The 17,285-nt window shown below is 66.8% G+C and carries 15 protein-coding genes and 2 tRNA genes; 6 read left to right on the top strand and 11 right to left on the bottom strand.

Annotated features, from left to right (window positions below):
- Positions 1-57 precede the first annotated feature (57 nt).
- The 6 genes from AC1Q6P_RS13980 to AC1Q6P_RS13955 form a co-directional block, all read right to left on the bottom strand.
- The gene (locus tag AC1Q6P_RS13980; RefSeq protein WP_243392720.1) at positions 58-1,413 is read right to left on the bottom strand and encodes a TolC family outer membrane protein; all 1,356 of its coding nucleotides are present in this window, start codon (positions 1,411-1,413) and stop codon (positions 58-60) included.
- Between the two features lie 78 nt (positions 1,414-1,491).
- The gene (locus AC1Q6P_RS13975) at positions 1,492-1,854 is read right to left on the bottom strand and encodes a rhodanese-like domain-containing protein (RefSeq protein WP_492664625.1); all 363 of its coding nucleotides are present in this window, start codon (positions 1,852-1,854) and stop codon (positions 1,492-1,494) included.
- Positions 1,855-1,868: 14 nt separating this feature from the next.
- Positions 1,869-2,522: a protein-L-isoaspartate O-methyltransferase family protein gene (locus tag AC1Q6P_RS13970; protein ID WP_271009752.1), complete on the bottom strand. Its 654-nt coding sequence runs from the start codon at positions 2,520-2,522 to the stop codon at positions 1,869-1,871.
- Between the two features lie 27 nt (positions 2,523-2,549).
- Positions 2,550-5,738, bottom strand: a complete 3,189-nt coding sequence (locus tag AC1Q6P_RS13965) for an efflux RND transporter permease subunit (RefSeq protein WP_492664626.1) — start codon at positions 5,736-5,738, stop codon at positions 2,550-2,552.
- Between the two features lie 13 nt (positions 5,739-5,751).
- The gene (locus AC1Q6P_RS13960; protein WP_492664627.1) at positions 5,752-6,930 is read right to left on the bottom strand and encodes an efflux RND transporter periplasmic adaptor subunit; all 1,179 of its coding nucleotides are present in this window, start codon (positions 6,928-6,930) and stop codon (positions 5,752-5,754) included.
- Positions 6,931-7,044: 114 nt separating this feature from the next.
- On the bottom strand, positions 7,045-7,689 hold the full coding sequence (locus AC1Q6P_RS13955) for a TetR/AcrR family transcriptional regulator (RefSeq protein ID WP_492664628.1): 645 nt from the start codon (positions 7,687-7,689) through the stop codon (positions 7,045-7,047).
- A gap of 225 nt (positions 7,690-7,914) precedes the next feature.
- On the opposite strand from AC1Q6P_RS13955, the gene AC1Q6P_RS13950 reads away from it, so the two are divergent.
- Positions 7,915-8,739 (top strand): undecaprenyl-diphosphate phosphatase, encoded by an 825-nt coding sequence (locus AC1Q6P_RS13950; protein ID WP_492664629.1) that lies wholly within the window; start codon positions 7,915-7,917, stop codon positions 8,737-8,739.
- On the opposite strand, the gene AC1Q6P_RS13945 is transcribed toward AC1Q6P_RS13950, so the two are convergent.
- A complete protein-coding gene (locus AC1Q6P_RS13945) occupies positions 8,709-9,923 on the bottom strand; it encodes an acetyltransferase domain-containing protein (RefSeq protein ID WP_492664630.1) in 1,215 nt (404 codons plus the stop codon). The genes AC1Q6P_RS13950 and AC1Q6P_RS13945 overlap by 31 nt on opposite strands.
- A gap of 131 nt (positions 9,924-10,054) precedes the next feature.
- On the opposite strand from AC1Q6P_RS13945, the gene map reads away from it, so the two are divergent.
- The 5 genes from map to AC1Q6P_RS13920 all read left to right on the top strand — a co-directional run bounded on the left by map (position 10,055) and on the right by AC1Q6P_RS13920 (position 15,282).
- Positions 10,055-10,867, top strand: coding sequence for a type I methionyl aminopeptidase (gene map / locus AC1Q6P_RS13940; protein WP_171828048.1), 813 nt, complete (start codon positions 10,055-10,057; stop codon positions 10,865-10,867).
- Positions 10,868-10,877: 10 nt separating this feature from the next.
- Positions 10,878-13,487 (top strand): [protein-PII] uridylyltransferase, encoded by a 2,610-nt coding sequence (locus AC1Q6P_RS13935; RefSeq protein WP_492664631.1) that lies wholly within the window; start codon positions 10,878-10,880, stop codon positions 13,485-13,487.
- 121 nt (positions 13,488-13,608) lie between these two features.
- Entirely contained in the window at positions 13,609-14,391 is a 783-nt protein-coding gene (locus tag AC1Q6P_RS13930; RefSeq protein ID WP_492664632.1) for a DUF2189 domain-containing protein, read from the top strand.
- Between the two features lie 52 nt (positions 14,392-14,443).
- The gene (locus AC1Q6P_RS13925; RefSeq protein ID WP_102767082.1) at positions 14,444-14,662 is read left to right on the top strand and encodes a DUF2788 domain-containing protein; all 219 of its coding nucleotides are present in this window, start codon (positions 14,444-14,446) and stop codon (positions 14,660-14,662) included.
- Positions 14,659-15,282 carry a YitT family protein gene (locus AC1Q6P_RS13920; RefSeq protein ID WP_492664633.1) on the top strand — a complete coding sequence of 208 codons (624 nt, stop codon included), beginning with the start codon at positions 14,659-14,661 and terminating at the stop codon, positions 15,280-15,282. Before AC1Q6P_RS13925 ends, AC1Q6P_RS13920 begins: the two co-directional genes overlap by 4 nt.
- Positions 15,283-15,295: 13 nt before the next feature.
- Here AC1Q6P_RS13920 and AC1Q6P_RS13915 read toward each other — a convergent pair whose 3' ends face one another.
- The 4 genes from AC1Q6P_RS13915 to AC1Q6P_RS13900 all read right to left on the bottom strand — a co-directional run bounded on the left by AC1Q6P_RS13915 (position 15,296) and on the right by AC1Q6P_RS13900 (position 17,284).
- Positions 15,296-15,913: a DUF3501 family protein gene (locus AC1Q6P_RS13915; protein WP_165794501.1), complete on the bottom strand. Its 618-nt coding sequence runs from the start codon at positions 15,911-15,913 to the stop codon at positions 15,296-15,298.
- 79 nt (positions 15,914-15,992) lie between these two features.
- Positions 15,993-16,862 carry an alpha/beta hydrolase gene (locus AC1Q6P_RS13910; RefSeq protein WP_492664634.1) on the bottom strand — a complete coding sequence of 290 codons (870 nt, stop codon included), beginning with the start codon at positions 16,860-16,862 and terminating at the stop codon, positions 15,993-15,995.
- 195 nt (positions 16,863-17,057) lie between these two features.
- Positions 17,058-17,132 (bottom strand) — tRNA-Val (locus AC1Q6P_RS13905).
- Positions 17,133-17,209: 77 nt separating this feature from the next.
- A tRNA-Val gene (locus AC1Q6P_RS13900) sits at positions 17,210-17,284 on the bottom strand.
- Between the last annotated feature and the right edge of the window lies 1 nt (position 17,285).

Genomic DNA, 17,285 nt, shown 5'->3' with positions numbered 1-17,285 from the left:
CGAGGCCTCTCGCCTGGGCGGGCTGCGCAAGCCTTGCCTTGGCCTGCAGCGCTTGGCTTACTTGGCCAGCAGCTGGTTCACCGCCGACACATCCTCCGGCTTGAGCTGGCCCGAGGCCTGGCGCAGCTTGAGGCTGGTCATGACCACGTCGTAGCGCGCCTTGGCCAGGTTTTGCTGGGTGTTGAAGAGCTGGGTCTGGGCGTTGAGCACGTCCAGATTGACCCGCACGCCGACCTTGTAGCCCAGCTGCGTGGCTTCCAGCGCCAGCTTGGACGAGGACTCGGCCGCTTCCAGCGCCTTGACCTGGGCGGTCAGCGACTGCACGCCGAAGAAGGCGCGCTTGGTGCCTTCGGACACGGCGCGGCGCGCGTAGTCGAGGTCGTTGCGCGACTTCTGTTCCAAGGCCAGGGTTTCCTTGATGCGGTTTTGCGTGGCACCGCCGGTGTAGAGCGGCAGGCTCAGGGTCACACCCAGGCTGGCATTGTGGGTCGTGCCCTTGAGCTGCGCACCCGCGCCGCGTGCATTGACGGTGCCCAGGCTGCCGTTGAGATCGAGCGTCACGCCTTCGGCGGCGCGGGCCTTGTCGATTTCGATCTTGGCCGAATCCAGGCCCAGGCGGGCCTTGCGCACCAGGGGGTGCTGCTCTTCGGCCTGCGCCACCCAGGGGTCCACGGTCAGCGGCGTCACGGCCGGCAGGGCCACGGGCACGGCCAGGGGCTTGGGCGTCACGCCGTTGCGGCCGACCAGCTGGTCCAGGGTCACGCTCTTGATGCGCAGGTCGTTCTCGGCCGCGATCTCGGTGGCCAGGGCCAGGTCGTAGCGGGCCTGCGCTTCGCGGGTGTCGGTGATGGTCTGGGTGCCGACTTCGAAATTGCGCTTGGCCGAGGCCAGTTGCTCGGAAATCATGGCCTTGCTGGCGCGGGCGGTGCCCAGCGCATCTTGCGCGCCCAGCACATCAAAGTAGGCCTGTGCCACGCGCACGATCAGGTCCTGCTCGGCGGTTTCCAGATCGGCCTGGGCCACGGTCAGGCCCAGCTGGGCCTGCGAGATGGTCAGCTGGTTGCTGCGGTTGTAAAGCGCGTACTTGCCCTGCAGGCCGGCGCTCAGCGAGGTGGCGCCGACACGGCTGAAGTTCGGCGGATCGGTCTCATCACGCTTGGCCGTGACGCCCAAGCCCAGGCTGGGGCGGGCCAGGGCGTCGGCCTGGGCGGCCTTGTACTGGGCGGAATCGGCCAGGGCGCGGGCGGACAGGTACTGGGCATCGAATGCGCGGGCCGCGTCGTAGAGCTCCTGCAGGCTTTGCGCCTGGGCGCCGCCGGCCATCAACAAGGCCAGGGCCATGCCGATGCGGCTCAGGGCACGGCCCGGGTTGGAGGAGGAGTGGCGCGAATTCATTGCACGGGGGTCACGCATGAGCTTCCTTGTCAGCGATTAGCTTTTTGATTCCTGAGCCGCGATCCTAGCGGGATGCGCACTTGTTGGGTTTGGTCATCAGTAGCGGGGCACACCAGGGTCGACCTGCAAGGACCACGCATCAATGCCACCGGCGAGGTTATAGACGGAATCGAAGCCCTGGCGCTGCAGAAATGCGACGACTTGCAGACTTCTCATGCCGTGATGGCAATAACAGACGATGGACTGCAAGCGGTCCAATTCGTCCAGGCGCTCGGGCAACTGGCCCATCGGGATCAGGCAGCTGGCCACCCCTTCGATGTCGATCCGGGCCAGGGCCGCTTCCCAGGGCTCACGCACATCGAGCAACAAGGGCGCCGACAGCGCTGAAGCTGGCGCCGCTCCGGGTGCGCTGCGCGCACAGAGCTCGCGCAGATCGGTGACGCTCAGAGAAGGCAGCATCGCAGGGCAGCCACTCAGAACTGGAAGCTGCTGCGCTCGGCGAAGCCCTGCAGGCGCGGTGCCACGGTGTCGAAAAGCTCGGTCGTGCGGTAGTTCTTGTCGTCCACGCGGGTGATCAGCTGGGCGCGCATCACCGGCTCCTCGCCGACGATGGCGGCCAGGCGGCCGCCGACCTTGAGCTGAGCCAGCAGTGCCGACGGCACCTCGGCCACCGAACCCGAGAGCAGGATCACATCAAACGGGGCTTCCTTGGCCAGGCCTTGCGAGCCGTCTTGCTCCAGGACCGTAACATTCAGCACGCCAGCGCGCTTGAGGTTGAGCGTGGCCTGGGCGGCCAGCTCGGGGTTGATTTCCAGGCTCAGCACGCGCTGGGCGCGGTGGCCCAGCAGCGCGGCCATGAAGCCGCTGCCGGTGCCGACTTCCAGCACCTTCTCATGGCGCGCCACCTTCAGCTCTTGCAGCAGGCGGGCCTCGACGCGCGGGGCCAGCATGCGCTGTCCGCCGGCCAGGGCCACTTCGGTGTCCATGAAGGCCAGGCCCTTGCTGGCCGGCGGCACGAAGTCTTCGCGCTTGACCACGGCCAGCAGCTGCAGCACGCCAGCGTCCAGCACGTCCCAGGGGCGGATCTGCTGTTCGATCATGTTGAAGCGGGCTTGTTCGATGTTCATCTCAGTCAGTCTTTCCGTGTTGTGCTGTCAATCCGCGGCGGCGGCGTCGGCCGTGCCCGGTACAGCGGGAATTCTATTTCCTGTCCAGCGCCGTTTCGCCCAGGCGGCCAGATCGTCCAGATAGCAATAGATCACCGGCACCACCACCAGGGTCAGCAGCGAGGAGGTGATCACCCCGCCGATCACCGCCTGGCCCATGGGCGCGCGCTGCTCGGAGCCTTCGGTCAGCGCAAAAGCCAGGGGCACCATGCCGAAGACCATGGCCAGGGTGGTCATCAGAATCGGCCGCAGGCGCACATGGGCCGCATGCAGCAAGGCCGCCTCGCGCTCCATGGGCTCCTGATCCACCCCGTTGCCATGCTGGCCGGCCCGCGAGCGGATGGCGAAGTCGATCAGCAGAATCGCGTTCTTGGTCACCAGCCCCATCAGCATGACGATGCCGATGACGCTGAACATATTGAGCGTGGAGCGGAAGAGCAGCAAAGCCAGGAACACGCCCACCAGGGTCAGTGGCAGCGAGCTCATCAGCGCCAGCGGCTGCAAGAAGCTCTTGAACTGGCTGGCCAGAATCATGTAGATGAAAACCACGGCCAGGCCCAGGGCGCCGACGGCGTACTGGAAGGACTCGTTCATGTTCTTGGTGGAGCCACCAAAGCTGTAGCGGTAACCGGGCGGGAAAGCGACCTCGTCCAGCACCTTTTTGATGTCGGCCGACACCTCGCCCGAGCTGCGCCCCAGGGCGTTGGCGTCGATGGTGATCTCACGCGCCATATCGCGGCGGTTGATCTGGTTGGGCCCGGTCGAGGGTCGCACCTCGGCCAGCTGGCAGAGCGCCATCACCCGCGGCGCGCCGTCGGCGGCCGCCGGCAGGTTGATGGGCATGCGCTGCAAGTCGGCCAGGGAGTCGCGGCTTTGCGGCCCCAAGCGCACCAAAACATCGTAGTTCTCGCCGTCCGAGGCGCGCCAGTTGCCCACCGTGGTGCCGGCCAGCAAGGTGCGCAGCGTGCCCGCCAGGGCATTGACGTTGAGGCCGGCGTCGGCCGCCACATCGCGCTTCACCTCGACCGCAACGGTCGGCTTGTTGGGCTTGAGCGTGGTGTCCAGGTCCACCAGGCCGGGAATCTTCTGCAGCCGCGCCACCACCTGCTTGGAGATGCGCTCCAGCTCGCCCAAGTCACTGCCCTGGATGGAGAACTGCAGGCTCTTGCCGCCACCCAGATCGGTCTGGCCGATGTTGGTGACGGTGATGCCGGGCACGGTGGCCAGGCGCTGGCGCATCGGTTCGGCCAGATCGGCCACGCTGCGCTGGCGGTCCTTGCGGTCGACCAGGCGCACATAGATGGCGCCGTAGATCTTGCCGGCGGCAAAGCCGCTGTTGATGGTGGCCACGGTGTAGCGCACCTCGGGCAGCTCGCGCAGCAAGGCGTCGATCTGCTTGGCGCGCGCCTCGGTCACCTCCAGGGCCGAGCCCACGGGCGTGTAGAAATTGATCTGCGTCTCGGACAGGTCGGCCTTGGGCACGAACTCCTTGCCCACGCCGGCCAGCAGCACAAAGCTGGACAAAAAGGTCGCCAGCGCGATCAGCAGGGTTGAGCCCTTGTGGCGCAGCGACCAGGCCAGGATGCGCTGGTAGCCGGCCGACAGCCAATTGGTGAAGCGATCGACCGCGCCGGTCAGCCGGCCCAGGGTCTTGTCGTACAGCGTCACCGGCGGCCCGCGGTGCACGCCATGCGCATGCGGGTCATGCCAAACGCTGGACAGCATGGGGTCCAGGGTGAAGCTCACAAACATGGAGATCAGCACCGCCGCGACGATGGTGATGCCGAACTCATGGAAGAACTTGCCGACGATGCCGCCCATGAAGCCGATGGGCAGGAACACCGCGACGATGGACAAGGTGGTGGCCAGCACCGCCAGGCCGATCTCGGCCGTGCCGTCCAGCGCCGCCTGGCGCGGCGTGGCGCCCATCTGCACATGGCGCACGATGTTCTCGCGCACGACGATGGCGTCGTCAATCAACAAGCCCACGCACAGGCTGAGCGCCATCATGGTGATGTTGTTGATGGTGAAACCGAAGGCATACATGAACAGAAAGGTGCCGATCAGGGCGATCGGCAGGGTCAGGCCGGTGATGACGGTCGAGCGCCAGCTGTTCAGGAACAGGAACACGATCAGGATGGTCAGCGCAGCGCCCTCGAACAGCGTGCGCTTGACATTGGCCACCGAAACGCGGATCGCGCGCGAATTGTCGCGGTTGACCTCGATCTTGACGCCCGGCGGGGTCAGGTCTTGCGCTTCTTTGAGCGCGCGCTGCAGGCCATCGACCACCTCGATGGTGTTCTCGCCCTGGCTCTTCTGCACACTCAGCAGCACCGTGCGCTGGCCGTTGTAGAGCGCCAGGCTTTCCACCTCCTGCGGGCCGTCCACCACATCGGCGACCTGCCAGAGCTTGACCGAGGCGCCGCCCTTGCGCGCCACCACGATGTCGCGGAAATCCTCCGGCCGCTTGAGCCGGGCATTGATCTGCACCACCCGCTCCTGCTCCAGCGAGCGCAGATTGCCCATGGGCAGTTCCTGGTTCTCGCTCTTCACGGCGGCCAGCACCTGATCCACCGTGATGCCCAGCGCCTCCATGGCCTGCGGACGCAGCTGCAGCTGGATCTGGCGCTGCAAGCCGCCCACCACGCTGACCGAGCCCACGCCGCGCACGTTCTCCAGGCGCTTTTGCAGCACCTGAGTGGCCCAGGTGGTCAGCTCCTGGGTGTTCTTCTTGCCGTCTTCCGAGAGGATGGCCACATTGAAGATGGGCGTGCTCTGCGGGTCGAAGCGCGAGATGCGCGGGTCCTTGACCTCATCGCGCAGATTCGGCCGCATCAGCGCCACTTTCTCGCGCACATCCTCGGCCGCCTTGCGGCCGTCGACGTCGAGGTTGAACTCGATGATGACCACCGAACTGCCCTCGTAGGAGCGCGAAGTCAGGGCATTGATGCCGGCCACCGTGTTGACGGCCTCCTCCACCTTCTTGGTGACTTCGCTCTCGACGATCTCGGGCGAAGCGCCCGGATAGTCCATCTGCACCACCACGGTGGGGAAGTCGATATTGGGAAACTGATCGACCGACAGGCGCTGGTAGCTGAACAGGCCCAGCACGACAAAGGCCAGCATGACCATGACGGCCATGACGGGGTTCTGGATGGAAACGCGGGTGAACCACATGGCGGAGGCCCAATCAGCGTGAGGCCGCTGAAGACGCTACAGCCGGTACAGCTGCCATGCTCACCGGCGTGCCCTCCGGCACCTGGCCGGCCGACAAGGACAGCAGCAGCGCGCCGTCCGCCACGCCCGAGCGCAGCTCCTGCACCGCCACGCTGCGGCCCTGGATCAGCGCCTCGCCGCTGGCGCCCAGCTCCACCGTCTGGGCCTTGACCCGGCCATCCGCGATCTGCAGCACATAGGGCTTGGCCTTGTCCAGACGCAGGCTGGAGGCCGGGGCAACCAGGGCCTCACGCTCGTCCAGCAGGATGCGGCCGCGGGCAAACATGCCCTGGCGCAAGCCCGGCCGGCCCTCCAGGCGCAGGTAGACCATGACCGAGCGCGAGCCGCTCTGCGTGGCCGGGTTGATGCGTGCCACCGTGGCCGGCACGGGCTCGGCCAGGCCCTCCACCTGCAGCTGGGCCGCTGCACCGGGCTTGAGGCCGACACTGAGCTCGGGTGCCACGGCCGCTTCCAGCTCCAGCTGGCTCAGGTTGACGATTTCCAGCACCCGCGCGTCCAGGGGCAGGCGCTCGCCCGGCTGGGCCAGGCGCTGCGCCACCTGGCCGGCAATGGGCGAGACCAGCTGGGCATCCGCCCGGGCCTTGCGGGCCAGGCCCACGGCGGCCTCGGCCGCTTGCAGGGTGGCACGGGCACCGGCCGCACTGGCGCTGGCGGTCTCCATGGCGGTGGAGGAAATAAAGCCCTGGGCCACCAGGGCGCGGTTGTTGTCAAGGTTGCGCTGCGCGATGTCCAGCTGCGATTTGGCCGCGGCGGCGTTCTCCTGAGCCTGGCGCAGGCGCAGGTCCACCTCGACCGGGTCGATCTGGCCCAGGGCCTGGCCGGCGCGCACGCTGTCGCCCTCGCGCACATCCAGGCGCTGCAGCTCACCGGCGACTTTGGCCTTGATCACCACCGACTCCCGGGCCTTCAAGCTGCCGCTGAGTTCCAGGGTTTGCGCAAAACGCAGGCGCTGCACCCGCGCCACGTCGATCTCGGCCAGGGCCAGGGCGACCGGCGCCTTGCTGGCCGCAGCCGGGGCAGACGCTGAAGCGGCGGCCCCAGCGGACCCACGCCCCTTCATCCAGGAGCCCGCCAGGCCCAGCAACACCAAGACACCCAGCACGGGAACGGCGATCTTCAACCAAGGCTTCATGCGATGAACACTCTTCTTTTCAGGCCTGATGCGGCCAGGACGCGCCAGGGGATGAACACAACAAGCGCCGCGCGCAAAGACAGCGGGCCCGAAGCGCCCTGCCCGCACACGCACTCATGTCGGACAAGCCACAGCCGGCGCCAGGAGCCCGCGCAGCATCAGATCAAGCTGCACTTCCAGGACCGCGGCGGGCTCGATTGTGGGCCCGCCACAGGCACAGGCCGCGAAGGAATGTTGGTAAAGAATCATGTGCAGGATGGGCCCGATCAGCACATGCACCGTCGCTTCCACCGGCACCGGGCGGAACTCACCGCGCGCCACGCCGCGCTCGATCAGCCCCACCAGCAGGGCCCGGATGGGCAGGATCACCTCCTCGGTGTAGAAGGCCGCCAGCTCCGGGAAGTTGCGCGCCTCGGCCACCATGATCTTGGCGATGCCGCCGGCCGTGCTCTGCCCCACCCGCTGCCACCAGGCCTGCAACACCTGACCCAAAAGCTCGGCCACGGGGCCCTGGTGCTGGGCGCTGAGCGCGGCGGCCTCGTGAATCTGGGCCACCAGGCACTCGCGCACCACGGCCTTGAACAAATCCTGCTTGCTCGAGTAGTAAAGATAGAGCGTGCCTTTGGAGACGCCCGCGCGGGCCGCCACTTCTTCGGTGCGGGTCGCGGCAAAGCCTTTTTCCACGAACAGCTCGAGCGCCGCGGCCAGCAGTTCCTGCGGACGCGATTGCTTGCGGCGCTGGCGCGCAGCCGGGCTCACCACGGCTGGCTCGGAACGCGAAACAGGAGGCGAAGATGGCGCAGCCATGGGGTGTAAACAGAGCGTTACTGACCAATGGGTCAGCAATATAGGCGGCGGCATCGAGCCAGGTCAATCGGGGCCGGCGAGCGGCAAGCTCAGCGGGCCGTCATGACCCACCAGCTATCATCCGGCCCGTTTTTCCGACATTTTTGAGACTTTTTAGCGACAGAGGGAGTGCCCTGCGTGGACATCGTTTTGCTGATCAAGGCCGCCATCATGGGCATCGTCGAGGGGCTGACCGAGTTCCTGCCCATCTCGTCCACCGGACACCTGATCCTGACCGGCGCCCTGCTCGGCTTCGATGACGCCAAGAGCAAGGTCTTCGACATCGCCATCCAGACCGGCGCGATCTTCGCCGTCATCCTGGTCTACTGGCAGCGCCTGCGCGAAGTGGCCACGGGCCTGGGCTCGGATGCCCGCGCACGCCGCTTCACCCTCAATGTGGCCATCGGCTTTCTGCCGGCGGTGATCCTGGGACTGCTGTTCGGCAAGGCCATCAAGGCCCATCTGTTCACCCCCACCGTGGTGGCCAGCACCTTCATCATCGGCGGCTTCATCATCCTCTGGGCCGAGCGCCGCCAACAGGCCGCCGTGCGCATCGCCCATGTGGACGATATGACGCCGCTGGACGCCCTCAAGGTCGGCCTGATCCAGTGTCTGGCCATGGTGCCGGGCACCAGCCGCTCGGGCTCCACCATCATCGGCGGCATGCTGATGGGTCTGTCGCGCAAGGCCGCGACCGATTTCTCCTTCTTCCTGGCCATCCCGACCCTGATCGGCGCCGGCGCCTACAGCCTGCTCAAGGAGCGCGCCCTGCTCAGCATGGACGATGTGCCCATGTTCGCGGTCGGCCTGCTGTTCTCCTTCATCAGCGCCTGGATCTGCGTGCGCTGGCTGCTGCGCTACATCTCCAGCCACAGCTTTGTGCCCTTCGCCTACTACCGCATCGTCTTCGGCGTGCTGGTCCTGGTCACTTCTTACTTCGGCATCATCGTCTGGAAGGACTGAGCCCGACTCCGCTTCCAGCGGCTCCAGGCCCGGCACAACACCCACATCAGGCCCAGCACGCCCAGCCAGGCGCCGTAACACACCCACAGCGAGGGCGCATAGCCGGCCGGCATGTGCGCCTCGTCGCTGGGCAAGGCGCCGTAGCGCAGCCAGTACCAGGCGCCCGCCAGCCCATGGATCAGGGCGATGTGCAGCAGGTAGAAAAACTGCGCGTGGCGGCCGAACAGCATCAGCGGCGCGGGCGCTTGCAAGCCCCCGCCTTCCATCGCGCGCTCCAGCACCGCCAGCGCAGCCAAGGTGAAGGCCCCGGTGATGGCCAGGTAGAGCAGCGAGGGCGGGTATTTGTGCACGTCGATGAAGGCCAGGGCCTCATACCAGAGCGGCCGGCCCTGGGCCACCCAGGGATGCGGGTCGCCGTAAAGACCCGTGGCACGCAGCAGTACAAAACCCAGCAACAAGCCCAGGGCCGCCCGCAGCAGAAAGCGTTGACGCTGCGCTGCCGGCCCGCGCAGCAGCGGCCCGAGCGCATAGCCGGCCGCCATCCAGCCGATCCAGGGCATCAGCGGATACACCACCATCACCCCCGGCCCGGCGGCGGCCGGCTTGAAGAAGCCGCCCTGGTGCCAGAGCATGAAGGCCCAGCTGGCGCCCTTGCCATGCCAGGCATCGAGCAGGTTGTGCGGCAGGATCAGGCCGGCGACCACGGCGATCACGGCCCAGCGCGGCAGCCAGATCAGCAGGCCCAGCGCCATCATGGCCACACCGATGGCCCAGATCACCTGCAAGATCAGGGTCTCAAAACCAAACTGCCAGCTGAAGCTGACCCAGCTCAGCTCCAGCAGCACCAGCAAAGCGCCACGGCTCAGCAGGTAGCGGCTCATGTCCGCGCGGCTGTGGCGCTGGCCGCGCAGCCAGGCCGACAGCCCCGCCAGCAACACAAAGGTCGGCGCGCACAGATGTGTGATCCAGCGCGTCAAAAACCAGGCCGGGCTGCTCTGGCTCAGATCCAGCGGGTTGAAATTCATGGGCGCGAAGAAGTCGCGCGTGTGGTCCAGCGCCATTAGCGCCACCACCAGGCCGCGCAAGAGATCGATGGCGCCGAGCCGGTGGGCCGAGGGGCGGGCACTCCGTTCCAGGGGGTCTGATCCCGCGCCGCCCGAGCCCACTTCGCTTGCCTGTGTCATCCCTGCTGCCCCTCCCGCCCGTCGCCGCAGGCCCAACCCAGAACCGAGAGCCCGGACCCAAGAGCCCAGAACCAAGAAGCCGCGATGGTAGGCAGGGCAAGCCGGCGGCGCAGCACGTAAAATCCCGCCCCATGACGATCACGATCAAATCCGGCGCCGACATCCCGGCCTTGCGCATTGCCGGGCGCCTGGCCTCCGAGGTGCTGGACATGCTGACCCCGCATGTCAAACCGGGCATCACCACTGAACAACTCGACAAGCTGGCGCATGACTACATCGTCAATGTCCAGCAGGCGATCCCCGCGCCGCTGAACTACACGCCGGCCGGCTACATCCCCTACCCCAAGTCCATCTGCACCTCGGTCAACCACCAGGTCTGCCACGGCATCCCCAATGACCGGGCGCTGAAGAACGGCGACATCGTCAATATCGACGTCACCGTCATCAAAGATGGCTGGCATGGCGACACCAGCCGCATGTTTGTGGTTGGCGAGGGCTCCATCGCCGCCAAGCGCCTGTGCGCCTTCACCTACGAGGCCATGTGGAAGGGCATTGCCAAGGTCAAGCCGGGCGCACGCCTGGGCGACATCGGCCATGCCATCCAGAGCTTTGCCGAGAGCAATGGCTTTTCCATCGTGCGCGAGTTCTGCGGCCACGGCATCGGCCAGGTCTTCCACGAAGAGCCGCAAGTGCTGCACTACGGCCGCCCCGGCACGCTGGAAGAGCTGGTGCCCGGCATGGTCTTCACCATCGAACCCATGATCAACGCCGGCCGACGCGAGATCAAGGAAACCGGCGATGGCTGGACCATCGTCACCAAGGACCGCTCCCTGTCCGCCCAGTGGGAACACACGCTGATGGTGACCGAGACCGGCTACGAGGTCTTCACCCTGTCCGAGGGCAGCCCCGCCCTGCCCGCCTTCATCAGCAGCACCTGCACCTGAGGGCGCCGCCATGGCCAGCAGCAGCAGCGCCAACCCTGTGGTCGAGCTGCGCCAGCAGCTCAAGAGTGGCAAGCAGGCGCTGATTGACACCTTCCGCGCCGGCCTGCCCACGCAGCGCGCCGCCGAGCGCCTGCTGCGCCAGCTGGCGCGCCATGTCGACGGCATCCTGCAGCAGCTCTGGGCCCAGGCGGCCATGCCGCCGGGCTTCTGCCTGGTGGCCGTGGGCGGATATGGCCGTGGCGAGCTCTTCCCCTTCTCCGATGTCGATGTGCTGCTGCTGCTGCCCGACGGCGTCGAGGCGCACCAGCCGGGCGCCGTCAAGCAAAGCATCGAGGCCTTCATCACCGCCTGTTGGGACATCGGCCTGGAGCTGGGCTCCTCGGTGCGCACCCTGGGCGAATGCCTGCAAGAGGCCGCCGGCGATGTGACGGTGCAAACCGCCCTGCTGGAAGCACGCCCCCTGGCCGGCGCGCGGCCGCTGTTCAAGCAGCTGGTGCAGCGCCAGCACGAGCATCTGGATGTCAGCGCCTTCTTGCGCGCCAAGACGCTGGAAGCGCAACAGCGCCACACCAAGTTCGACGACACGCCCTATTCGCTGGAGCCCAACTGCAAGGAAAGCCCGGGCGGCCTGCGCGATCTGCAGGTGCTGATCTGGATCGCCCGCGCCGCCGGCCTGGGCCACACCTGGAAGGCCCTGGCCACGCGCGGCCTGATCACGGCCTTTGAGAGCCGCCAGCTGCAGCGCAACGAAGGCCTGCTCAAGCTGATCCGCGCGCGCCTGCATGCGGTGGCGGGCCGGCGCGAAGACCGCCTGGTCTTCGACCTGCAAACCGCCGTGGCCGAGAGCTTTGGCTATCAATCCACCAAGGAGCAGCGTGCCTCCGAGGTGCTGATGCGGCGCTTCTACTGGGCGGCCAAAGCCGTGACCCAGCTGAACCAGATCCTGCTGCTCAATCTGGAGGAGCAGATCAACGGCTCGCAACAAGGGCTGATGCGCCCCATCCCAGGCCACGAGGCGCAGTTCCTGGACCGGGCCGGCATGCTCGAAGTGGCCAGCGACGAGCTCTACCAGCGCGAGCCCCATGCCATCCTGCGCACCTTTCTGATCTACCAGCAGACGCCCGGCATCAAGGGCCTGTCGGCCCGCACCCTGCGCGCGCTCTACAACGCCCGCGAGCAGATGGACGCGGCCTTCCGCCGCGACCCGGTGAACCGCGCCACCTTCATGCAGATCCTGCGTCAGCCCGAGGGGCAGACGCATGCCTTCCGGCTGATGAACCAGACCTCGGTGCTGGGCCGCTACCTCTGGGTGTTCCGCGGCATCGTCGGCCAGATGCAGCACGACCTGTTCCACGTCTACACCGTGGACCAGCACATCCTGATGGTGCTGCGCAATGTGCGCCGCTTCTTCATCCCCGAGCATGCACACGAGTACGCCTTCTGCTCGCAGCTGGCCTCGCAGTGGGACAAGCCCGAGCTGCTCTACATCGCCGCACTCTTCCACGATGTGGCCAAGGGCCGCGGCGGCGACCACTCCGACCTCGGCGCCGACGACGCGCGGCGCTTCTGCCGCGACCACGGCCTGAGCAAGGAAGACAGCGAGCTGGTGGTCTTCCTGGTGCGCCACCACCTGACCCACTCGCGCGTGGCGCAAAAAGAAGACCTCTCCGACCCCGAGGTGATCCAGAGTTATGTGGCCAAGGTCGGCGACGCCCGCCACCTGACCGCCCTCTACCTGCTGACCGTGGCCGACATCCGCGGCACCAGCCCCAAGGTCTGGAATGCCTGGAAGGGCAAGCTGCTGGAAGACCTCTACCGCTTGGCCCTGCGCGCCCTGGGCGGCGCCCAGCCCAATCTGGCTGCCGAGATCGAGGCGCGCAAGAACGAGGCCCGCCACAGCCTGGCCCTGCACTCCATGCTGCCTGGCACCGAGACCGCGCTCTGGGAGACCCTGGCCATCAGCTATTTCGCGCGCCACGAGGCGGGCGAGCTGGCCTGGCATGCGCGCTCGCTCTGGCGCCATGTTCAAACGGCCACGCCGGTGGTCCAGGCCCGGCCCTCGCCAATTGGCGAAGGTCTGCAGGTGCTGGTCTACGCGCCCGACCGCCAGGACCTGTTCGCCCGCATCTGCGGTTATTTCGACGGCGCCGGCTTCAACATCCTGGACGCCAAGGTGCACACCACCAAGCGCGGTTTCGCCCTGGACACCTTCCAGGTCATCAGCCCCGACTTGGAGCTCAACCACCGCGACCTCGTGCCCCTGGTCGAAAACAAGCTGGGCCAGGCCCTGCAGGCCGAAGGCCCGCTGCCCGAGCCACGCCGTGGCCGGCTCTCGCGCCGCGTCAAGAGCTTCCCCTACACCCCGCGCATTGCCCTGCGGCCCGACGAACGCGGCCAGGCCTGGCTGCTTTCCATCAGCACCAGCGACCGCGCCGGCCTGCTCTACGCCATCGCCCGCGTGCTGGCCCGTCACGGCATCAATCTGCAGCTGGCCAAGATCTCCACTCTGGGCGAGCGGGTGGAAGACACCTTCCTCGTCGACGGCCCGGCCCTGCAGCACAACCGGGCGCAGCTGCAGATCGAAAGTGAATTGCTCGACGCGGTGAGCCTGCCGGCTTGATACCCGGCGCATGCTGCTGCGCCGCGCGCTTGCAGTCTTGCACCCGTGTTTGTCTTGATGGGCATCAAGGACCGCGACATGCGAGCATGTCATCATCTTCCCTGAGCTCGCCCCGCACCCCATGCCCTTTCTGGACACCGAAAAAGCCCTGGCGCAGTCACGCAAATTTGGCGTGAAGCCCATCCCCGCCCTGCGCCCCCTGGGCTGGCTGGCCCGTGGCTGGCGCGATATGTGGCGCTGCCCGGGTGCCTCGCTGGCCCATGGCCTCGCCATGGCCATCGCCGGCGCGGTGATCGTGCTGCTGGCGCGCCATCATTTCTGGCTGCTGGTCGGTGCCTTCAGCGGCTTCTTGCTGGTAGCCCCCATCCTGGCCACAGGTCTCTACGTGATCAGCCGTGATCTGGAGCTGGGCCGCTCGCCCAATCTGCACACCGTGCTGCACACCTGGTGGCCGCGCGATGGGCGGCTGGTGGTGTTCGGCGTGCTGCTGGCCTTTGCCGGCACCGGCTGGGTGATGACCTCCGCCTCGCTGATCACCGGCTTCAGCGGCCACGCCATTCGCGAGCCGATTGATTTCATCCGCCATGTGGTGCTGAACGAAGAGACACCGTTGTTCGAAGCCTGGCTGGCCCTGGGCGCCCTGCTGGCTGCGCCGGTGTTTGCCTCCACCCTGGTCGCCGTGCCCCTGCTGCTGGACCGCGACATCGGCGTGCTCGGTGCTGTCTTCACCAGCTGGCGCGTGGTCATGGAGTACCCGGCACCGGTGGCCTTGTGGGCCGCCATCATCATGCTGCTGACCCTGCTGGGCATGGCCAGCTTCATGGTCGGCCTGGTGCTGGTCGTGCCCTTGCTGGGCCATGCCAGCTGGCATGCCTACCGCGATCTGGTCAGCGTGCACGACTGAACGAACGCCAAACCACAGACGCCAAGACCGGACCGGACCGAAAGACACCAGGATGTTTGGATACAGCGAACAGGAACTCGCCCAGTTTTGCCTCACCTGGGGCGTGGGCGGTTTCATGGCCTATATGGTGTTCATCATCCTGCAGCTGGCCCGCGAGTCCAAGGCCGGCCGCTTTGGCACCTTCATCCTGCTGCTGGGCCTGGGCTTCGGCCTGGTCGGTTTTCTGGCCAAAGGCGTGATCAAGTACTTCATGTCGGGCATCACCGGATGAGCTTGCGCGAGACCCTGAGCCGCAGCTTCCGCCACTCGCCGCTGGAGGATGTGCAGGCCATCGTCACCGGCACCTTGTTCGTGGCCCTGGGCGTGGCGCTGTTCAAGCAGGCCGGCATGCTGACCGGCGGCACGGTGGGCATCGCCTTCTTGCTGCACTACGCCTCGGGCCTGCCCTTCGGTACCCTGTTCTTCTGCATCAATCTGCCGTTTTACTGGCTGGCCTACCGGCGCATGGGCCTGCCCTTCACCCTGCGCACCATCGCCGCGGTCAGCCTGATGGCCGTGCTGGCCGAGGTGCTGCCGCGCTGGCTGAAGTTCGCCGAGCTCAACATCTGGTTCGCCGCCATCACCGGCGGCCTCTTGATCGGCGCCGGCATGCTGATCCTGTTCCGCCACCGCGCCTCGCTGGGCGGGCTCAATGTGCTGGTGCTCTACCTGCAGGAAAAGCGCGGCTGGCGCGCCGGCTATGTGCAGGCCGGCCTCGATGGCCTGATCCTGCTCAGCGCCCTGGCCTTTGTCGCCCCCGAGCGCGTGGGCCTGTCCTTGGTCGGCATGGTGGCCATCAATGCGGCCCTGGCCATCAACCACCGCCCCGGGCGCTACGTCGGCATGTCCTGAGCCTCGCCCGGGCTCAGTTGCTGAAATCGCCCAGCAGGCTGCTCAAGGTGGCCGCAGGGATCTCGACATCGACCGGATAGGCCGGATGCTCACAGCCCACGGTGACCGAGGCGCCGGTGCGCAAGGCGTCGCGCTGCTCGGGGCTGAAATCGAATCGCAGAAAATGAATCGAGCTCACCGCCGAGGGCGCGGCCGGCGCGGCGCCATCAGGCGAGCCAGCTTTGGGCTCCGGCGGCATGTCCTCATTGGCCACGGCGTAGACCCGACCCAGGCCTTGAATCTCCACGAAAAAGCGCTGCTCGACGCCGGCCAGCTGGGGCAGCTCCTGCTCGCGCTGGCGGGCGTCGGCAAACTCGATCATCAGCGTGGCCCGCCAGTCGCTGCCGCGCGGTGCCAAGGCCGCGTAGAGCACGCGCTCGCGTTCCACATCCTCAGGGTCGACCAGGCGCTCGGCCAGCAAGACCTCCTGCAGCTGGTAGCGCAGGGTCTGCTCGCTCTCGAACTGCAGACGCATGTGCTCGCCCAGCAGCACCGAACGGCGCTGCCGGTGCTCCAGGATGTCCTCGTGGTGGGCTCGCCGGTAGTCGCTGTAAGCCTCGAGGCTCAACACGCTGTCTGCGCTGATGCTCATGAATCTCCTTCGCGCTCCACCATCTCTGGGCGCGACTGCATGGTAGCGCGCCAATACAACGGCACGGCGGAGCTTGACCTCAGAGCAAGGCGCTGTACCAGCGCAGATCGAGCAGCTTGCGCGCCAGCTGGTGGCTGCGGCCTTGCGGGTCGGCCAGGTCGTGCAGGATGTCGAAGTGGTTGCAGCCGGCAATCTCTTCGCAGATGGGCACGGCGCGCCGGCCCCAGGCCTGGCGGATCAGGCGGTTCTGGCGCCGGAATTCCTCGCTCTCCTCGCTGCCACAGACCGCATACAGCGGCGTGTCCGGTGCTGGGAAATGCACCGGACTGAGGCGCCGCACGCTGTCGGCATCGAGCTTCAGATCACCCTGCAGAAACGGCGTCTGTCGGATCGGGGTCAGGTCATGCAGGCCCGAGATCGACAGCACCCCCTTGACCAGATGGCGCGGCAAATCGGGCGCCACCGATTTCCAGTCGCAGCAGCTCAGCATGGCGGCCAGATGCGCCCCGGCCGAATGCCCGACCAGCACGATGCGGTTGGCATCGCCCCCATGCTGGGCGGCATGACGCCAGACCCAGGCCAGGCTGTGCACCAGCTGCAGCGGAATGCGCTCCATGCTGACCGAGGGGCAGAGCGCGTAATTGGGCACCACCACCATCGCGCCCTCGTCGGTGAAGGCGCTGGCGACAAAGGAATGGTCCGATTTGTCGAGGGCACGCCAGTAACCGCCGTGCAGAAACACCAGCACGGGCGCCTGTGCCGCTTCGGTCGGAAACACATCGAGCCGCTCGCTGGGAGCGGCGCCGTAGACAATGTCGAGCACGCAAGGCGCCTGATCCCGTACCAGCTGCGAGGCGCGCGTCCAACGATCGAGCAGCACCGCACTGTCGGGCACACGCGCCCGGTTGTTGTACTGGGCATCGAACCATTCGGCGCTGCGTCGAAGCATGGAGGAATCCTCAAAGAGCTGGGGCCTTGGCAGCATGCCAAGCCACTCCGGCGCTGTCCACTGCGACAGGCTTGCCCAGCCCCGCTTGACGGGCCTGAGTGCCTAACTGTCGGCATGGGCGCAACAGCGGGTGCAGGCCCGGGCGCACGCGGGCAAGAAAAAAGCCCAGCGAACTTTCGTTCACTGGGCTTGATCTGGTGGGCGGTGCAGGGTTCGAACCTGCGACCCCTGCCGTGTGAAGGCAGTGCTCTACCGCTGAGCTAACCGCCCGGTAATCTGAGGCGGGCGACGACGATCAGGATTCTTGGGTGGGCTCGATACGATTGCCGAGCTCCGTTCAAAAAAACTGGTGGGCGGTGCAGGGTTCGAACCTGCGACCCCTGCCGTGTGAAGGCAGTGCTCTACCGCTGAGCTAACCGCCCG

It is taken from the genome of Roseateles sp. GW835-FHT13E02, from assembly GCF_058794035.1.
The sequence above is the reverse complement of the archived record's forward strand: the minus strand, read 5'-3'. Positions and strand labels throughout refer to the sequence as shown.

Bases quoted from the DNA above. Each gene is read 5' to 3' on its own strand.
- AC1Q6P_RS13910 (WP_492664634.1), bottom strand. From the start codon at position 16,862: ATGCTTCGACGCAGCGCCGAATGGTTCGATGCCCAGTACAACAACCGG.
- map (WP_171828048.1), top strand. From the start codon at position 10,055: ATGACGATCACGATCAAATCCGGCGCCGACATCCCGGCCTTGCGCATT.
- AC1Q6P_RS13925 (WP_102767082.1), top strand. From the start codon at position 14,444: ATGTTTGGATACAGCGAACAGGAACTCGCCCAGTTTTGCCTCACCTGG.
- AC1Q6P_RS13960 (WP_492664627.1), bottom strand. From the start codon at position 6,930: ATGAAGCCTTGGTTGAAGATCGCCGTTCCCGTGCTGGGTGTCTTGGTG.
- AC1Q6P_RS13920 (WP_492664633.1), top strand. From the start codon at position 14,659: ATGAGCTTGCGCGAGACCCTGAGCCGCAGCTTCCGCCACTCGCCGCTG.
- AC1Q6P_RS13935 (WP_492664631.1), top strand. From the start codon at position 10,878: ATGGCCAGCAGCAGCAGCGCCAACCCTGTGGTCGAGCTGCGCCAGCAG.
- AC1Q6P_RS13965 (WP_492664626.1), bottom strand. From the start codon at position 5,738: ATGTGGTTCACCCGCGTTTCCATCCAGAACCCCGTCATGGCCGTCATG.
- AC1Q6P_RS13945 (WP_492664630.1), bottom strand. From the start codon at position 9,923: ATGACACAGGCAAGCGAAGTGGGCTCGGGCGGCGCGGGATCAGACCCC.
- AC1Q6P_RS13980 (WP_243392720.1), bottom strand. From the start codon at position 1,413: ATGCGTGACCCCCGTGCAATGAATTCGCGCCACTCCTCCTCCAACCCG.
- AC1Q6P_RS13915 (WP_165794501.1), bottom strand. From the start codon at position 15,913: ATGAGCATCAGCGCAGACAGCGTGTTGAGCCTCGAGGCTTACAGCGAC.
- AC1Q6P_RS13970 (WP_271009752.1), bottom strand. From the start codon at position 2,522: ATGAACATCGAACAAGCCCGCTTCAACATGATCGAACAGCAGATCCGC.
- AC1Q6P_RS13930 (WP_492664632.1), top strand. From the start codon at position 13,609: ATGCCCTTTCTGGACACCGAAAAAGCCCTGGCGCAGTCACGCAAATTT.
- AC1Q6P_RS13975 (WP_492664625.1), bottom strand. From the start codon at position 1,854: ATGCTGCCTTCTCTGAGCGTCACCGATCTGCGCGAGCTCTGTGCGCGC.